The following is a 15372-nucleotide window of genomic DNA, read 5'->3' on the forward strand; positions in this document are numbered from 1 at the left end:
CTTGGTCCGGGCGGCGATCCGACGATGGGGCCCTGACAGACGACACACCTGTTTGACCATTCACCCAAGAACAACAACGCAACACCCGTAACTTGCGCCGAACTCGGCTCTGCCATAAATCCAATAAAATTCGGAGTAGTCGCTCATGGCTCGTTTGCAACGCACCCTGTCACTGGGGTCGGTGGTGCTGTTTGGCATCGCCTACATGACGCCGATCATTGTGCTCGGCACCTTTGGCATCCTTGCCCAATCCACCGCCGGCATGGTGCCGGCCGCGTACCTCGCGGCGCTGGTGGCGATGTTCTTCACCGCCATGAGCTACGGGCGCATGGCCTCGGCGTTCCCGGTGGCCGGCTCGGCCTACAGCTATGTGCGCAAGGCCATCAGCCCGAAACTCGGGTTCATCGCCGGTTGGGCGGTGCTGCTCGATTACCTGTTCCTGCCTATGGCGATCTGGCTGATCGGCGCGGCTTACCTCAACTCCGCTTTCCCGGCAGTGCCACAGTGGATCTGGGTGCTGGCGTTCATCGGTATCACCAGCGCGATCAACATCGTCGGCCTGAAACTGGCGAACGGCATCAACGCCTTGCTGATGCTGGTGCAGTTCCTGGTGCTGGTCGCCTTCGTCACGCTGTGCGTGCATTACGTCGGCGGCGATGCGAGCACGCCGTTGTGGTCGATCAAGCCGTTCTTCAACGGAGACATGCAGATGCCGCTGATCATGAGCGGCGCGGCCATCGCCTGTTACTCGTTCCTCGGCTTCGACGCCGTCAGCACCCTGACCGAAGAAACCCGCGACCCGCGCCGTACCATTCCCCGGGCGATCATGCTGATCACCCTGATTGGCGGGCTGATTTTCGTCGGCGTGTCGTACTTCGTGCAGATTGCTCATCCGTCGTTCCAGTTCGACAGCGTCGACTCGGCGGCTTATGAAATTACCCGCAACATCGGTGGCGACCTGTTCGTGTCGATCTTCCTGATCGGCCTGATCGTCGGCCAGTTCGCCTCGGGGCTGTCGGCCCAGGCCAGCGGTTCTCGGCTGCTATACGCCATGGGCCGCGACGGCGTGTTGCCAAAAGCGTTTTTCGGCACCTTGCACGAGCGCTTCGGCACGCCGATCAACAGCATCCTGCTGTGCGCGGTGGTGGCGTTGCTGGCACTGAAACTGGACGTCACCACCTCGACCTCGTTCATCAATTTCGGCGCGTTCCTGGCGTTCAGCCTGGTCAACCTGTCGGTGATCTTCCATTACTGGATCGGTGGCGAGAAAAAAGGTCCGCGCGAGCTCGTGCTGTTCCTGCTGTTTCCGTTCATCGGCCTGGCAGCGGATTTGTGGCTGATGGTCAGCCTCGATCATCTGGCGGTTTATCTGGGGTTGAGCTGGCTGGCGATTGGCGTGGTGTACCTGGCGGTGTTGACCGGCGGTTTCCGTCGGCAGCCGCCGGAGATGGATTTCCAAGAGGCTGTATGACACCGTTGTAGGAGCTGCCGAAGGCTGCGATCTTTTGACTTTGTTTTTTAGAGATCAAAAGATCGCAGCCTKCGGCAGCTCCTACGCGAGGCTTTTGATCTCAACAGGCGGACATGTGATCCTTGGCGTTTTTGAGCCAAAGGCCTTTTGTTCATGTCGACGTTTTCCATGCCAGCCTCCGGGACTATCCGCATCGCCGCTGCCTTGTTGATCGGCCCTGACGGCCGCACGTTGCTGGTACGCAAGCGCGGCACCACGGCGTTCATGCAGCCGGGTGGCAAGATCGAGCCCCATGAATTGCCGGTTCACGCCCTGGCCCGTGAGCTGGAAGAAGAGCTGGGACTGGACATCGACCCGGCGCAGGCCGTTTACCTCGGCCACTTCTCGGCACCGGCCGCCAACGAACCGGGTTTTGTCGTACACGCCGAGATTTTTCAGCTGCACATCGATGTCGACGTGACGCCTGCGGCGGAAATCGAAGAAGTGATCTGGATCGACCCGTTCACCGACGGCGATCTCAGCCTGGCGCCATTGACACGGGACCTGATCCTGCCGTTTTATCAGGCATCGCTGACCGCGATCGCCTGATCATTACGCAAAGGACCTCGCCCATGATCCCGCTTCAAGACCTGCTGATTTTTGCTGCTGCCGCGTTGCTGATGGTACTGACGCCGGGGCCGAACATGCTCTACCTGATCTCCCGTTCGATTTGCCAGGGGCGCAAAGCCGGGGTGATCTCTTTGCTCGGGGTGGTCGCCGGATTCTTCGTGCACCTGTTTGCTGCTGCCGCCGGCCTGACGGCTGTGTTCCTGGCGGTGCCGATGGCCTATGAGGTGTTGAAGTGGGCTGGTGCGCTGTACCTTTTGTGGCTGGCCTGGCAAGCGGTCAAACCCGGTGCGCGGTCGCCGTTCGAGGCGCAGCAATTGCCACCGGACTCGTCACGCAAACTGATCACCATGGGCTTTCTGACCAGTGCCCTGAACCCGAAAATCGCGGTGTTTTATCTGTCGGTGTTTCCGCAATTCATTACGCCGGAGCATGGCTCGGTGTTCAGCCAAAGCATCATCCTCGGCCTGACCCAGATCAGCGTCAGTTTCTGTGTCAATTTGCTGATCGCCATGTTTGCCGCGGGCATTGCATCCTGGTTCGTCAACAATCCGACCTGGCTGGCGATGCAGCGCTATTTCATGGGCTTCGTATTGTCCGGGCTGGCACTGCGGCTGATGCTTGAGCAAAAACGGATGGCCTGAGCATGTGGATCGAACGCCTGGATGTCAGCCATGCCCTGAACTATCGGGCATTGATGCTCGAAGCCTACGACCTGCACCCGCAGGCCTTCACCTCGAGTGTTCGTGAGCGGGCAGCGATGCCGCTGAGCTGGTGGGAGTCGCGCCTGACCGGCAAGCTGGACTTGGTGCTCGGGGCGTTTGAAGAAGGCAAATTGGCGGGCATCGTCGGCCTCGCTCTAGAGTCTCGGGAAAAGGCCCGGCACAAGGTGACACTGTTCGGCATGTATGTGTCACCGACGGTCCGCCAGCGCGGACTCGGCTATCAGCTGGTTCAGGCTGCCTTGGCCGAGGCGCAGAGCCATGCGGGTTTGCGTCTGATCCAGTTGACCGTCACCGCCGGCAACGATGCCGCGTTCAACCTCTACCAGCGCTGCGGTTTCGTCCAGTTCGGCCTGGAGCCGATGGCGGTGCGGGTGGGTGAGGATTACTTCGACAAGATCCATATGTGGCGAGAGTTGTAAGACCACTGCAAAACCCTGTGGGATGTGTGTTGCTCTAGCGAACTGCGCTAACCCCATCCAGCGTCGAAAACGACGTGTCCTTCGCCGTCAGCAAAAAATCCCGCATGTACGGCGCATCCAGCATGTCAGCACGGATCGCTGCGTACAGTGTGGCGAACAAACCTTTCTCACCCAGTCGCTTGGCCTTCACATAACCCCGCGAACTGTATTCATGCAGCGCCCAATGGGGCATGCCGCACACGCCACGGCCGCTGGCCACCAGTTGCATCATCATCACCGTCAGTTCCGAGGTGCGGACCTGGGCCGGTTCGATGTCGGCGGGTTCGAGGAAGCGGGTGAAGATGTCCAGCCGATCCCGTTCCACCGGGTAGGTGATCAAGGTTTCCGGGAGCAAGTCCTCCGGGACGATATAGGCCTTGCTGGCCAGGCGGTGCTGGTTGGCCACCGCGAGCATCGCTTCATAAGTGAACAGCGGTACATAGGTGATCCCGGCCAGGTCCACCGGGTCGGAGGTCACCACCAGGTCCAGATCGCCACGGGCCAAGGCCGGCAGCGGAGCGAAGGAAAACCCCGAGGCCAGGTCCAGCTCGACTTCCGGCCAGGCGTCGCGGAACTGGTCGATGGTCGGCATCAGCCACTGGAAGCAACTGTGGCATTCGATGGCCATGTGCAAGCGACCGGCGGTGCCACCGGCCAGGCGACTGATGTCTCGTTCGGCGGCGCGCAGCAGCGGCAGGGTGGCATCGGCCAATTGCAGCAGGCGCAGACCGGCGCTGGTGAAACGCACCGGTTTGGTCTTGCGCACGAACAGCGGCATGCCCATGCGCTCTTCCAGTTCTTTGAACTGGTGAGACAGGGCCGACTGGGTCAGGTGCAGGCGATCGGCCGCATCCACCAGGCTGTCGGCTTCGCGCAAGGCGTGCAGGGTCTTGAGGTGACGGATTTCAAGCACCGGGGACTCCATGAGGAAAACTTGTCGATAAATCGAAAAGGTTGAGTTTGTCTCATGTTGGGTTGGCTGTCGACAGTAGTGCCCTCTTTTACACAGGAGCAAGTTCGCTCCCATTAGTGATCAATGTTGTTCAAAAACTCTGTGATCGACATGAATCTTGTGGGAGCGAGCCTGCTCGCGGTGAACGATAACGCGGTCCTTAAGACGACCGCCCGGCACTCTTCATCAAACTGTCATGGAACTGTGGCAGCGCGCTTGAACAAACTTCATCAGACTCGCGCTCTACTGGGGTTCTGCGTTTTGGTGTTTTTTCATGGGTGCTTCATTCTTTTCACGAATCGTATTTTTGGCCGCGTTGTTGTTCGGCCTGCCGTCCTTGGCGGCTTCTCGTTGCGACGTCAATGTTCCGACCGAACGGGTGGATCTGGCCCAGGTAAGCCTGGCGTACCAGAGCATCGGCCGTGCGTCCGATCCGGCATTGCTGCTGGTGATGGGCCTGGGCGGGCAGTTGATTCACTGGCCGGACGAGGTGGTGGTCGCCCTGTGCCAGCAGGGGTTCCGGGTGATTCGCTATGACAATCGCGATGTCGGCCTGTCGACTTGGCGGCAAGCACCGGCCGAAGCCAACCTGACCTTCGAAGTGCTGCGCTACAAACTCGGATTGCCGGTGTCGTCGCCGTACTCGCTGACGGACATGGCTGACGATGGCCTGGGCTTGATGGACGCCCTGCACATCGATCAATTCCACGTGTTGGGCGCCAGCATGGGCGGGATGATCGCCCAGCACATGGCGGCCATGGCACCGCAACGGGTCGAGAGCCTGACCCTGATCATGACTACCTCCGGCGCCGAAGGCTTGCCGGCACCGAGTGCGGCGCTGGTGCAGTTGTTGTCCCGGCGCGGTGCTCCGAGCCGCGAAGTGGCCCTGGAGCAACAGGCCGACTTGCTGGCGGCGCTGGGCAGCCCGATGGTCATCGATGATCGCCAGGTGCTGCTGCATCAGGCGGCGCTGTCCTATGATCGGGCGTTCAATCCCGAGGGCGTGAAACGCCAGATCATGGCCATTCTCGCCGAGCCGAGCCGGGTGGCGTTGCTCAATCAGTTGCGGGTGCCGGCGCTGGTGGTGCATGGCACGGCCGACCCGTTGTTGCCGGTGATGCACGGGGTGCATCTGGCGGCGCATCTGCGAGGTAGCCAATTGATCCTGATTCCGGGCCTGGCCCATCGCTTCCAGGAGGCGTTCAAGGCGCCGTTGCTGGCGGCGGTGTTGCCGTATTTGCGCGAGCACCGTGAAGACACGTCGCACTGGGCGCAGATCGAGCCTGTGGCCGATCGCAACCTTCTCTAACCTCTCAATCCCCTGTAGGAGCTGCCGAAGGCTCGGTCCTACAGAGGTAGTGGGCGATCAGGTTTTGCTCAATGGCTTAGCCCGTATTTTTTCACTTTGTCGAACAGCGTGGTCTTGGCCATGCCCAGTTCCTGGCTGGCCTGGGTCAGGTTGCCGCCGCTGCGTTGCAAGGCATCGCTGAGCAGGTTGCGCTCGAACGCTTCCACCGCTTCGGCAAAGGCCAGGCCTTGATTGCCGCCGCCAGCACCGGGTTTCTTGAATGCCGGCAGGCCCAGGGCAAAGCGCTCGGCAACGTTGCGCAGTTCACGCACGTTGCCCGGCCAGTCGTGGCTCATCAGGTTTGAAACGGTCTGGTTGTCCAGCTCCGGCACCGCGCGGTCGAAGCGCAGGGACGACTGCTGCAAAAAGTGCTCGAACAGTTGCAGGATGTCCTCACGGCGCTCGCGCAATGGCGGCAGTTCCAGGGTCACCACGTTGAGGCGGTAGTACAGGTCGCTGCGGAATTCGCCGGCCTTGCTCGACACGACGAGGTCGGATTTGGTCGCCGCGATCACCCGGCAATCCACCGCTACGCTCTGGTTCGAACCGAGGCGTTCGAGGGTGCGTTCCTGCAACACCCGCAGCAGTTTGATCTGCAAGGGCAGAGGCATGCTTTCCACTTCGTCGAGGAACAGCGTGCCGCCGTCGGCGTGTTCGATCTTGCCGATCCGTCGTTTACCCGCGCCGGTAAAGGCGTTGGCCTCGTGGCCGAAGATTTCGCTTTCGAACAGGTTCTCCGGCAGGCCGCCGCAGTTCAGGGCGACGAACTGCTTGGTGTGCCGCCGACTGAAATCATGCAGGCAGCGCGCGACCAACTCCTTGCCGGTGCCGGTCTCGCCTTCGATCAGCACGTTGGCCGAGGTATCGGCGACGTTGGCAATCAGTTCCCGCAGGTTCTGCATGGCCGGCGAGCGTCCGATGATCCGCCCTTCGAGGGAGTCGCGCTCGGCCAGTTGCCGGCGCAGCGACGACACTTCCCGTGCCAGGCTGCGCTGCTCCAGGGCGCGGCGGGCGACATCCACCAGGCGCTCCGGGGAGAACGGCTTTTCCATGAAGTCGTAGGCGCCTTTCTGCATCGCGCCCACGGCCATGGAGATGTCGCCGTGTCCGGTGATCAGCACCACCGGCAGGCTGCGGTCGCGGGCCTTGAGCCGCGTCAGCAGTTCCAGGCCATCGATGCCCGGCAGGCGAATGTCGCTGACGACAATACCGGCGAAATCGTCGCCGACCCGCTCCAGGGCTTCTTCGGCGCTGCCCACGCCAATGCAGGGAATGTCTTCCAGGGTCAGCGCCTGTTGGCAGCCGAGCAGCACATGGGGGTCGTCTTCGACGATCAATACACTAAGGTCGTTGTTCATATTGGCTCGGCGGGAGTGGGGCTTACCAACGGTAAACTGAGGACGAATGTGGTACCACCGCTGGCCGGGTGCTCGACACCCAGGTGACCGCCGGTGGCGGCGGCCAGGCTGGCGGAAAGGGTCAGGCCAAGGCCCAGGCCCTGTTCGCCGGGTTTGGTGGTGAAGAAGGGTTCGAACAGGTGCTTGCGCGCTTCGGCGTCGATGCCGTGGCCGTTGTCACGCACGCGCAGGCGGTATTTGCCATCGAACGCTTCGCCTTCGAGCCACAGCTCGGGTTGCGGCTGCGCTTGCATGGCGTCGAGGGCGTTGCCAATCAGGTTGACCAGAATCTGCTCCAGGCGGGTCTGGTCGATTTGCACCTGCACATCGGTGAAATCGCGGTGCAGTTGCAGGTGAATGTTTTCCACCCGGCCGCCGAGCAATTGCAAGGCGGCGTCCACGCCTTTGCCGAGGCAGGCCAGGCCCTTGTCGTCCCCGCGCCGGGCAAACGAGCGCAGGCTGGCGGTGATCCGGCCCATGCGGTCGATCAGTTCGTTGATGGTCTTGAGGTTGGTGCTGGCCACGTCGAGCTGACCGCGTTCGAGGAAGCGCACAGTATTGCCGGACAAGGTGCGCAGCGCCGCCAGCGGCTGGTTCAGTTCGTGGGCGATGCTGGTGGACATCTGGCCGATGGCCGCGAGTTTTCCGGCCTGTACCAGTTCATCCTGGGCGCGGCGCAAGGTCTCTTCGGCGAGCCGGCGTTCGCGGATCTGGGCCTTGAGCCGTTCGTTGCTGGCGCGCAGGTCGGTGGTGCGTTCGGTAATCCGACGCTCCAGCTGATTGTTGGCTTCCTGCAAGGCTTCCCGGGCCGCGAGGCGGGTGGCGATCACCTTGCGCCGCTCGTTCCAGGCGATCAACAGAAAGGCACAGAGGGCAAACGCCACCGCCACCAGAATCCCCTGGTTGATCGCTTCGCGGCGCAAATCCTGGAGCGGCGTGAGCAGAGTGAAATTCCACGGCGTATCGCCGAGCGGCCGGGTTTGCGCCAGGTAGCTGATGTTTTCGTCGTCGGACACCAGTTCGCTGTTGGCCGGGAACGTGAGTTTTTCCACGCCTTCGGACAGGGTTTCCCGGGCCAGCGGCTGCAGTTCGTTGAGCGGGAACCAGTAGTACTGCAGGCTGCGGGCGAGTTTTTCCTTGGTTTCTTCGCTCAGCGGCACCACCGATTTCAGACGTCGCGCCGGGTCACTGGACAGAATGATGATGCCGTTCTCGTCGCTGACGAAGGCTTCCAGGCGCGCCCGCTGCCAGCGTTCTTCCATGGCTTCCAGGCGTACCTTGACCACCGCGACGCCGATGATCTTGCCGTGTTCTTCCAGGCCATGGGCCAGGTAGTAACCGGGTTCGCCGTTGGTACTGCCGATGCCGTAGAAGCGCCCGGGCTGACCACGCACGGCGTTCTGGAAATAGGCGCGAAAGGACAGGTCTTCACCCAGGTAGCTGTCGACATCGCGCCAGTTGCTGGTGGCCATGACGCGGCCGGTGGTGTCCATCACGTAGATGGCCCGACTGCGGCTGCGCCGGTTCAGGCCTTCGAGGTAATCGTTGACCGTTTGCCGGTGTTCCGGGGTCGGGTCGGCCAGCAACTGCGAAACGCTGGTTTCGAGCTCCAGCAGGCTGGGCAGGTAGGTGTATTTGCTGATTTCGCTTTCGACGGCACGGGCGTGCAGTTCCAGCTGACGCTGACCGTTCTCGCCAAGGCTGCGAATGCCATAGTGCTCACTGATCCAGAAGCCGATATAGCCCAGGCCGATCATCATGGCGATGATCAGCGGTGGCAGGAACAGATGGCGAATCAGACGGGGTTTCACGGCGAGTGATGGCATTGCTGCGCGATAAAGATTGGGGTCGCATTTCATCACAGATGCCTTGGGTCAACCAGCGATTGCCTGCCTACTCCGACTGTAGGAGCGAGCTTGCTCGCGAAGAACTCAAGGACAACGCGTGCATTCAGGATGAACGCGTCATCGTTAACGACCATCGCGAGCAAGCTCGCTCCTACAGGGTAGGGGCGAGCTACGTTGGTATTAGTGCTGCAGAATCTTGTTCAGGAAGTGCTGCGTACGATCCGCACGGGCATTGATGTCGCCGAAGAACTCCTCTTTCTTGCAGTCTTCGATGATCTTGCCGGCGTCCATGAAGATCACCCGGTCCGCGACTTTACGGGCGAAGCCCATTTCGTGGGTCACGCACATCATGGTCATGCCTTCGTGGGCCAGTTGCACCATCACGTCGAGCACTTCGTTGACCATTTCCGGGTCCAGCGCCGAGGTCGGTTCGTCGAACAGCATGACGATCGGGTCCATCGCCAGCGCACGGGCAATCGYCACACGCTGCTGCTGACCACCGGACAGTTGGCCAGGATGCTTGTGAGCATGGGCCGAAAGACCTACGCGCTCGAGCAGTTGCAGGCCTTTCTTGGTGGCTTCTTCCTTGCTGCGGCCCAACACCTTGATCTGCGCGATGGTCAGGTTTTCGGTGATGGTCAGGTGCGGGAACAGCTCGAAGTGCTGGAACACCATGCCCACGCGCGAACGCAGTTTCGGCAGGTTGGTCTTCGGGTTTGCGATGGAGGTGCCGTCGACCACGATGTCGCCTTTCTGGAACGGTTCCAGGGCGTTGACGCACTTGATCAGGGTCGATTTGCCGGAACCGGATGGCCCGCACACCACGATCACTTCGCCTTTTTTGACCTCGGTGCTGCAATCAGTCAGTACCTGGAAGTCCCCATACCACTTGTTGATGCTTTTGATAGAGATCATACGGCGAACCTTTTTTGCAGACGCTTGACCAGCTGCGAGGCGGCAAAGCTGATGGTGAAGTACACGAGACCGGCGAAAACCAGGAACTCATTGGAGCGGCCAATGWTGTCGCCACTGGCGCGCGAAGCATTGAGGAAGTCCACCAGGCCGACGGCGTAGACCAGCGAGGTGTCCTGAAACAGGATGATGCTCTGTTGCAGCAACAGCGGAGTCATCTTGCGGAACGCCTGCGGCAGGATGATCAGACGCATCATCTGGCCGTAAGTCATGCCCAGCGCCTGGGCAGCGCCCATCTGGCCCTTGGGAATCGACTGCACACCGGCGCGGACGATTTCGCAGAAGTACGCGGCTTCGAACATCATGAATGCCACGATGCAGGAGGCGAACGCGCCGATCGGGGTGTCTTCGCCGGTGATCCAGCGCAGCACGAACGGCACCGCCAGGTAGAACCAGGTGATGACCAGCAGCAACGGGATCGAACGGAAATAGTTAACGTAGGCACCGGCGATGTTCGACAGCAGTTTGCTGTGGGACAGACGCATCAGCGCCAGGATGGTGCCGAGGATAATCCCGCCGACCACGCCCATGGCCATCAGCTTGAGGGTCATGATCATGCCGTTCCACAGGCCCGGCAGGGACGGGATGATGCCCGAGAAGTCGAATTCCATCATTTACCCCCTACGGAAATCAGGCCAGGCACGGCGACTTTCTTCTCGACCATGCGCATCAGCAGCATCAGGCTCATGTTCAGGGTGAAGTAGATCAGCGTTGCCAGGGTGAAGGCTTCGAACAGGTTGGCGGAGAACTCGGCGGTCTGTTTGGTCTGCGCCAGCAGTTCCATCAGGCCGATCAGCGAGGCCACGGAGGTGTTCTTGAATACGTTCAAAAATTCCGAGGTAAGCGGCGGAATGATGATCCGGTAGGCCTGGGGCAGCAGCACGTTCCAGTAGATCTGCGGCAGCTTGAAACCCATGGCGCGGGCCGCGGCTTCCTGGCCCTTGGGCAGGGCCTGGATACCGGTACGCACCTGTTCGCAAACCCGGGCGGTGGTGAACAGGCCCAGGCACACCACGACGCTGAGGAAGGCCGAGGTGGTCGGGTTCAGGTCCTGCTTGTACCACTCTTGCAGGTCGGCAGGCAGCAGATCGGGCACCAGGAAGTACCAGATGAACAGCTGAACCAGCAGCGGCACGTTACGGAAGAGTTCGACGTAGCAGGTGGCGATGCCCGATACGATGCGATTCGGCACGGTACGCATGACGCCCAGGATCGAGCCCAGTGTCAAGGCGATGATCCAGGCCGCGATGGCGATGCCGATGGTCCAGCCCAAACCGGTCAGGTACCAGTCGAAATAGGTCTCGCTGCCCACGCCGGTGGACTTGAAGAACACGCCCCAGTCCCAGTTGTAATTCATTAGGGTCTCCCCTCGGATTCGATCGATGTACAAGTACCCGCTTGGGGAAGCTCCGTTCCCGCCTGTCCTTGAGGGACAGGCACACGCGCTCGGCTCGACAGCCACCGGTTCGAGTGTTTCCAGAAATGCCAGCAGGGAGTGACAACCTCCTGAAAGGGCTTGCGCCCTGTCAGGAGATAAGGTTAGTCAGAAATCAGGATTTCTTGTCGTCAGCCGCTTTATCGGTCGGTTTGGCGATCAGGGCCTTGAGCTCGTCGCTCATCGGGAAGTTCAGGTTCAGGCCTTTTGGCGGGATTGGCTGCATGAACCATTTTTCGTAGATCTTGTTGATCTCGCCCGATGCGTAGGTGGCCTTGATGGCGTCATCCACAGCCTTTTTGAACGGCTCGTCGCCTTTGCGCACCATGCAGCCGTAGATTTCGTAGGACTGTGGAGTACCGGTCACTGCCCAGTCTTTCGCATTCTTGGCCTTGGCTGCTTCACCTGCCAGCAGGGCGTCGTCCATCATGAAAGCCACGGCACGGCCGGTTTCCAGCATCTGGAAGGATTCGCCGTGGTCTTTGGCCGAGATGACGTTCATGCCCATCTGCTTGTCGGCGTTCATCGCCTTGAGGATGCGCTCGGACGTGGTGCCGGCGGTGGTCACGACGTTCTTGCCGGCCAGGTCAGGGAAATCCTTGTACTTGGAGTCTGCCTTGGACAGCAGGCGAGTACCGATTTCGAAGATGCCAACGGAGAAGTCAACTTGCTGCTGACGCTCGACGTTGTTGGTGGTGGAACCGCACTCCAGGTCCACGGTGCCGTTCTGCACCAGCGGGATACGGGTTTGCGAAGTCACCAGGTTGTACTTGACCTGGAGGTTCGGCATGTCGAGGTCTTTTTTCAGCGCTTCGACGACTTTCAGCTGGATGTCGTGGGAGTAGCCGACCGGTTTGCCGGAAGCATCCGCGATGTAGGAAAACGGAATGGACGCGTCACGATGTCCGAGGGTGATGACACCGGACTCTTTGATCTTCTTCAGGGTGCCGGTGAGTTCGGCGGCGAACACTGGCGTGCTGATCAGAGCGGCAGCAATGGCTGCGCCCAGGATATGGGGAATGATGCGCATCAAATTTTCCTCGACATTGTTTTTTTTATGGAGCCAGTTCATCGGCCCTTTTGTGCTGCAAATCACCTGAGCGCTACTGAGAGAGGGCGCAAAGGACATTCGTCGAAGAAGTGTAGAGCATGACTCGTGCCAGACCAGTGCCAATGAATCATGTTATTGATTTATAAGGAAATTAAATATTTATGGCGCGAATATTGAGGTTGGATGATCCGGTTAACCGAACTGACCCGCAGGTCGCGTTCGGAAAACCGAATGGTGGTTGGTGCTACTTGGCTGTCAGGGATATTTGCGCTTGTCCGGGGCTGGCGGGAAGTACTGATACAACCAGGTTTCGCTCAGCGTGCGGTCGTTGGTGCGGATGAACAGGCGCAGCTCGACAGGCTCCACGCTGTCATTGGTCGGGTACCAGTCAAACAGGATGCGGTAGCCCTTGATGTCATCGAGCTTGAGCACGCTGAAATCCTTGACCTCGCCGTTCGAGCAAGTGACCACCGGCTCGATGCCCGCGCCTTCAGGCAAGCGGTCCAGGCCACCGCCGGTGAAGTCCACGGCAAAACGACGGGCCCAGACTGGCGGGTAATGCTCGCCCGGCGCCCAGCCTTCGGTGAAACCGCCCATGCCTGAACGGGTCGCATTGACTCGCGCCAGTGGTGTGCCGACCGGTGGCAGTGCGCTCCAATAGAGTTTGTAGCCGTAGTTCAGCGAATCGCCGGCCGCCACCGGTTTCTTCGGGGTCCAGAAGGCGACGATGTTGTCCAGGGTTTCGCCGGTGGTGGGAATCTCCAGCAGATCGACCGAGCCTTCGCCCCATGGGGTGGTCGGTTCGACCCACAGGCTTGGGCGGCGGCTGTACCAGTCGACGGTGTCCTGATAGCTGGCGAACTCGTGGTCGGTCTGCACCAGGCCGAAGCCCTTCGGGTCGGTATCGGCGAAGGCATTGAATTGCAGGGTCGCCGGGTTATTCAGCGGGCGGCAGATCCACTCGCCGTTGCCGCGCCACATGGCCAGGCGATCGGAGTCGTGGATTTGCGGGTGAATGGTGTCGCACATCCGGCGTTCGTGGGTGCCGCAACTGAACATGCTGGTCATCGGCGCAATGCCCAGTTGGTCGATGGCGGTGCGAGCGTTGACGTGGGCATCGATCTCCATCACCACGCGCTCGGCCTGGCAGTCGATATCGAAGCGGTAGGCACCGGTGGCGCTCGGCGAATCGAGCAGGGCGTAGACCACGAAGCGGGTGCTGTCCTTGTCCGGTGTCTCGAACCAGAACTTGGTGAAGTCGGGAAATTCTTCGCGCTTCTTGGCGTAGGTGTCGATCGCCAGTCCGCGGGCCGACAAGCCGTACTGGCCGGTGGCGTCTACCGCACGGAAGTAACTGGCGCCGAGGAAAGACACGACGTCGTGCTTGTCCAGTTCCGGGGCCTTGAACAGCTTGAAGCCGGAGAAACCCAGGTCGCCCTTGAGCTGTGCGGTGTCGACCGTGGTGTTTTCATAGTTGAACAGCGACGGGCGGAAATGCACCTCGCGGGCCATGCGGGTTTTCGGATCGACGCTGTACATGCGCACCGGCTGCTTGAACCCCATGCCGACGTGGAAGAACTGCACGTCCAGCTGACCCTTGAGCTCTTTCCACAACGAATGATTGCCGTCGTAGCGGATCGCATTGAAGTTCTGCGGCGTCATGGTCGCCAGGGTTGGCGGCAACTGTTGCTCGGTGTCCTGGTAGCGATTGCTGGCGAGCTGTTTGGCCTGGAGCTTCAGCGCCTCGAAATCGAACGCGGTGGCCTCGCCATCAGCGGTGCCGCCACTGGCGGCCCAGGCCTGGGCCGCCAACAGGCCCGTGGCGGACAAACCGGTGTAGGCCGCGATGGCCATGGAGGCTTTGAGCAAGTTCCTGCGGTGCATAAATACAACCTGTCTTGAGCAATCCCGCGCCGTTCCTGGCACGTGCTGGATCAGAAATATCGGTTCGGACATGCCTTCGGCCAAACGCAACGGACTTTTAAACAGATGCCCGACAGCTTAAACCGTTCGATTGCGGAGCAAAATTGATTGATGGCACTGCGCCGGCTCGGCAATGAAACAAGACATGTCGGGAAACAATTCCGACAGGGGTTTCTGATTTACAGGGCATTTCTGCTTTTTTCGACTAATTACTCTAAAAACCGCTTTTCAGCGCCCGGAATATTTCTATTCTGTGCACATGACCGGTTTATGCCCGAAAGACCGGTGCGGTTCAGTCGGCACATTGCGGCTGCTGAAAAGGGGGGAAGGGCGATGCGGTTTTTTGCAGTTTTCTTTGACGTTTAGAAGGACATCGTCCATGTCGAAAGTACAGAACATCACCGAATTGTTGGGAATCCTTCCGTGTCTGACCCTGGGGCGACGAAGACGCCGACTCAATAGCGAGGAAATGAAACTGGTGGAGCGCTATCGGGAGCTCTCGGAGAGCGACAGGATTGCGATGAGGTATCTGGTGGATGCTATGAGGAGTGTTTCGAGGTTTTGAAGCAATGGGGCATCCCGTCCTGGCTGGATGCCCTCATCTACCAATCCTGGGAACGCTCGGATCGCTGATGCAGCACGCGCAGAACTTGTACCTGGCCTTGGGAAAATCGGTAAGGGGCGATAAAGGGAAAACGGCCAAGTACCAACTCTCGGACATCGGGCATGCCTGAAGGCCTGCCCGAGCCGGGAAACTGTTCCAACAGTTCAAAGGATTGCAACATCGTGGAAATGATTTCGAGAGCGGCTTTTGCGCCAACTACCTTTCGGTAGTGTTCGTGAATGGCATCGAGATCGCTATCGGCTTTTTCAGTCAGTACTACGCTCGGCACGTTTTGCCCACTTAGCCTTCACGGCATCCAGATCGGTGAGTTTCCCCGCGTCGGCATCGGCGATGCCGTCACTGATGGCTTGCAGATGCCAGGACTCGGCTTCCACATATCGAACCAATGCACGCTTGAGATGGTACTGACGATCTCTGTCGGTCGCTGCAGCCAATAAATCCAGCTGCTGTGCCAATTGTTCTTCGACGCGAAAAGACAAAACGGGTGAGGCCATGATGGCTCTCCTAGGGTGTATACGCTGTAAACGACGTAAACACCCTAGGCCGAGCCAGGGGTTTCGTC

Annotated in this window: 16 protein-coding genes; 6 read left to right on the forward strand and 10 right to left on the reverse strand. The window is 60.1% G+C overall.

What is annotated here, in order from left to right; genetic code table 11:
• Positions 1-145 precede the first annotated feature (145 nt).
• From AC1DVH_RS01365 to AC1DVH_RS01380, 4 genes are all read left to right on the forward strand, one after another.
• On the forward strand, positions 146-1471 hold the full coding sequence (locus tag AC1DVH_RS01365; protein WP_477752326.1) for an APC family permease: 1326 nt from the start codon (positions 146-148) through the stop codon (positions 1469-1471).
• Between the two features lie 153 nt (positions 1472-1624).
• Positions 1625-2059 carry an NUDIX hydrolase gene (locus AC1DVH_RS01370; protein WP_477752327.1) on the forward strand — a complete coding sequence of 145 codons (435 nt, stop codon included), beginning with the start codon at positions 1625-1627 and terminating at the stop codon, positions 2057-2059.
• Positions 2060-2082: 23 nt separating this feature from the next.
• A complete protein-coding gene (locus tag AC1DVH_RS01375) occupies positions 2083-2721 on the forward strand; it encodes a LysE family translocator (RefSeq protein WP_477752328.1) in 639 nt (212 codons plus the stop codon).
• 2 nt (positions 2722-2723) lie between these two features.
• Positions 2724-3221: an N-acetyltransferase family protein gene (locus AC1DVH_RS01380; protein WP_477752329.1), complete on the forward strand. Its 498-nt coding sequence runs from the start codon at positions 2724-2726 to the stop codon at positions 3219-3221.
• 34 nt (positions 3222-3255) lie between these two features.
• Here AC1DVH_RS01380 and metR read toward each other — a convergent pair whose 3' ends face one another.
• A complete protein-coding gene (gene metR, locus AC1DVH_RS01385) occupies positions 3256-4173 on the reverse strand; it encodes a transcriptional regulator MetR (RefSeq protein WP_007985733.1) in 918 nt (305 codons plus the stop codon).
• 313 nt (positions 4174-4486) lie between these two features.
• Here metR and AC1DVH_RS01390 point away from each other — a divergent pair, with 313 nt between their 5' ends.
• Positions 4487-5521, forward strand: coding sequence for an alpha/beta fold hydrolase (locus AC1DVH_RS01390; protein WP_477752330.1), 1035 nt, complete (start codon positions 4487-4489; stop codon positions 5519-5521).
• A 68-nt stretch (positions 5522-5589) separates the two neighbouring features.
• On the opposite strand, the gene aauR is transcribed toward AC1DVH_RS01390, so the two are convergent.
• The 7 genes from aauR to AC1DVH_RS01425 all read right to left on the reverse strand — a co-directional run bounded on the left by aauR (position 5590) and on the right by AC1DVH_RS01425 (position 14146).
• Positions 5590-6918, reverse strand: a complete 1329-nt coding sequence (gene aauR / locus AC1DVH_RS01395; protein ID WP_477752331.1) for a two-component response regulator AauR — start codon at positions 6916-6918, stop codon at positions 5590-5592.
• The gene (gene aauS, locus AC1DVH_RS01400; protein ID WP_477752332.1) at positions 6915-8816 is read right to left on the reverse strand and encodes a two-component sensor histidine kinase AauS; all 1902 of its coding nucleotides are present in this window, start codon (positions 8814-8816) and stop codon (positions 6915-6917) included. Before aauS ends, aauR begins: the two co-directional genes overlap by 4 nt.
• A 168-nt stretch (positions 8817-8984) precedes the next feature.
• Complete coding sequence (locus AC1DVH_RS01405; protein ID WP_477752333.1) at positions 8985-9719, reverse strand: amino acid ABC transporter ATP-binding protein; 735 nt, start codon at positions 9717-9719, stop codon at positions 8985-8987.
• A complete protein-coding gene (locus AC1DVH_RS01410; RefSeq protein ID WP_477752334.1) occupies positions 9716-10387 on the reverse strand; it encodes an amino acid ABC transporter permease in 672 nt (223 codons plus the stop codon). Before AC1DVH_RS01410 ends, AC1DVH_RS01405 begins: the two co-directional genes overlap by 4 nt.
• Complete coding sequence (locus AC1DVH_RS01415; protein WP_477752335.1) at positions 10387-11133, reverse strand: amino acid ABC transporter permease; 747 nt, start codon at positions 11131-11133, stop codon at positions 10387-10389. Before AC1DVH_RS01415 ends, AC1DVH_RS01410 begins: the two co-directional genes overlap by 1 nt.
• A 193-nt stretch (positions 11134-11326) precedes the next feature.
• Positions 11327-12241 (reverse strand): glutamate/aspartate ABC transporter substrate-binding protein, encoded by a 915-nt coding sequence (locus AC1DVH_RS01420; protein WP_477752336.1) that lies wholly within the window; start codon positions 12239-12241, stop codon positions 11327-11329.
• A 276-nt stretch (positions 12242-12517) separates the two neighbouring features.
• Positions 12518-14146, reverse strand: a complete 1629-nt coding sequence (locus tag AC1DVH_RS01425; protein ID WP_477752337.1) for a glucan biosynthesis protein D — start codon at positions 14144-14146, stop codon at positions 12518-12520.
• Between the two features lie 418 nt (positions 14147-14564).
• On the opposite strand from AC1DVH_RS01425, the gene AC1DVH_RS01430 reads away from it, so the two are divergent.
• Positions 14565-14750, forward strand: a complete 186-nt coding sequence (locus AC1DVH_RS01430; RefSeq protein ID WP_477752338.1) for a hypothetical protein — start codon at positions 14565-14567, stop codon at positions 14748-14750.
• 37 nt (positions 14751-14787) lie between these two features.
• On the opposite strand, the gene AC1DVH_RS01435 is transcribed toward AC1DVH_RS01430, so the two are convergent.
• Both AC1DVH_RS01435 and AC1DVH_RS01440 read right to left on the reverse strand, forming a co-directional pair.
• On the reverse strand, positions 14788-15078 hold the full coding sequence (locus AC1DVH_RS01435; RefSeq protein WP_082562882.1) for a type II toxin-antitoxin system RelE/ParE family toxin: 291 nt from the start codon (positions 15076-15078) through the stop codon (positions 14788-14790).
• Positions 15056-15304 (reverse strand): CopG family ribbon-helix-helix protein, encoded by a 249-nt coding sequence (locus AC1DVH_RS01440; RefSeq protein WP_056721085.1) that lies wholly within the window; start codon positions 15302-15304, stop codon positions 15056-15058. The genes AC1DVH_RS01435 and AC1DVH_RS01440 overlap by 23 nt, the downstream gene beginning before the upstream one ends.
• Between the last annotated feature and the right edge of the window lie 68 nt (positions 15305-15372).

It is taken from the genome of Pseudomonas sp. P4_C3 (assembly GCF_056402075.1).

Excerpts from the sequence above, each read along its gene's own strand:
- AC1DVH_RS01365 (WP_477752326.1), top strand. The coding sequence starts at position 146 with ATGGCTCGTTTGCAACGCACCCTGTCACTGGGGTCGGTGGTGCTGTTT.
- AC1DVH_RS01370 (WP_477752327.1), top strand. The coding sequence starts at position 1,625 with ATGTCGACGTTTTCCATGCCAGCCTCCGGGACTATCCGCATCGCCGCT.
- AC1DVH_RS01375 (WP_477752328.1), top strand. The coding sequence starts at position 2,083 with ATGATCCCGCTTCAAGACCTGCTGATTTTTGCTGCTGCCGCGTTGCTG.
- AC1DVH_RS01380 (WP_477752329.1), top strand. The coding sequence starts at position 2,724 with ATGTGGATCGAACGCCTGGATGTCAGCCATGCCCTGAACTATCGGGCA.
- AC1DVH_RS01390 (WP_477752330.1), top strand. The coding sequence starts at position 4,487 with ATGGGTGCTTCATTCTTTTCACGAATCGTATTTTTGGCCGCGTTGTTG.
- aauR (WP_477752331.1), bottom strand. The coding sequence starts at position 6,918 with ATGAACAACGACCTTAGTGTATTGATCGTCGAAGACGACCCCCATGTG.
- aauS (WP_477752332.1), bottom strand. The coding sequence starts at position 8,816 with ATGAAATGCGACCCCAATCTTTATCGCGCAGCAATGCCATCACTCGCC.
- AC1DVH_RS01415 (WP_477752335.1), bottom strand. The coding sequence starts at position 11,133 with ATGAATTACAACTGGGACTGGGGCGTGTTCTTCAAGTCCACCGGCGTG.
- AC1DVH_RS01420 (WP_477752336.1), bottom strand. The coding sequence starts at position 12,241 with ATGCGCATCATTCCCCATATCCTGGGCGCAGCCATTGCTGCCGCTCTG.
- AC1DVH_RS01425 (WP_477752337.1), bottom strand. The coding sequence starts at position 14,146 with ATGCACCGCAGGAACTTGCTCAAAGCCTCCATGGCCATCGCGGCCTAC.
- AC1DVH_RS01430 (WP_477752338.1), top strand. The coding sequence starts at position 14,565 with ATGTCGAAAGTACAGAACATCACCGAATTGTTGGGAATCCTTCCGTGT.
- AC1DVH_RS01440 (WP_056721085.1), bottom strand. The coding sequence starts at position 15,304 with ATGGCCTCACCCGTTTTGTCTTTTCGCGTCGAAGAACAATTGGCACAG.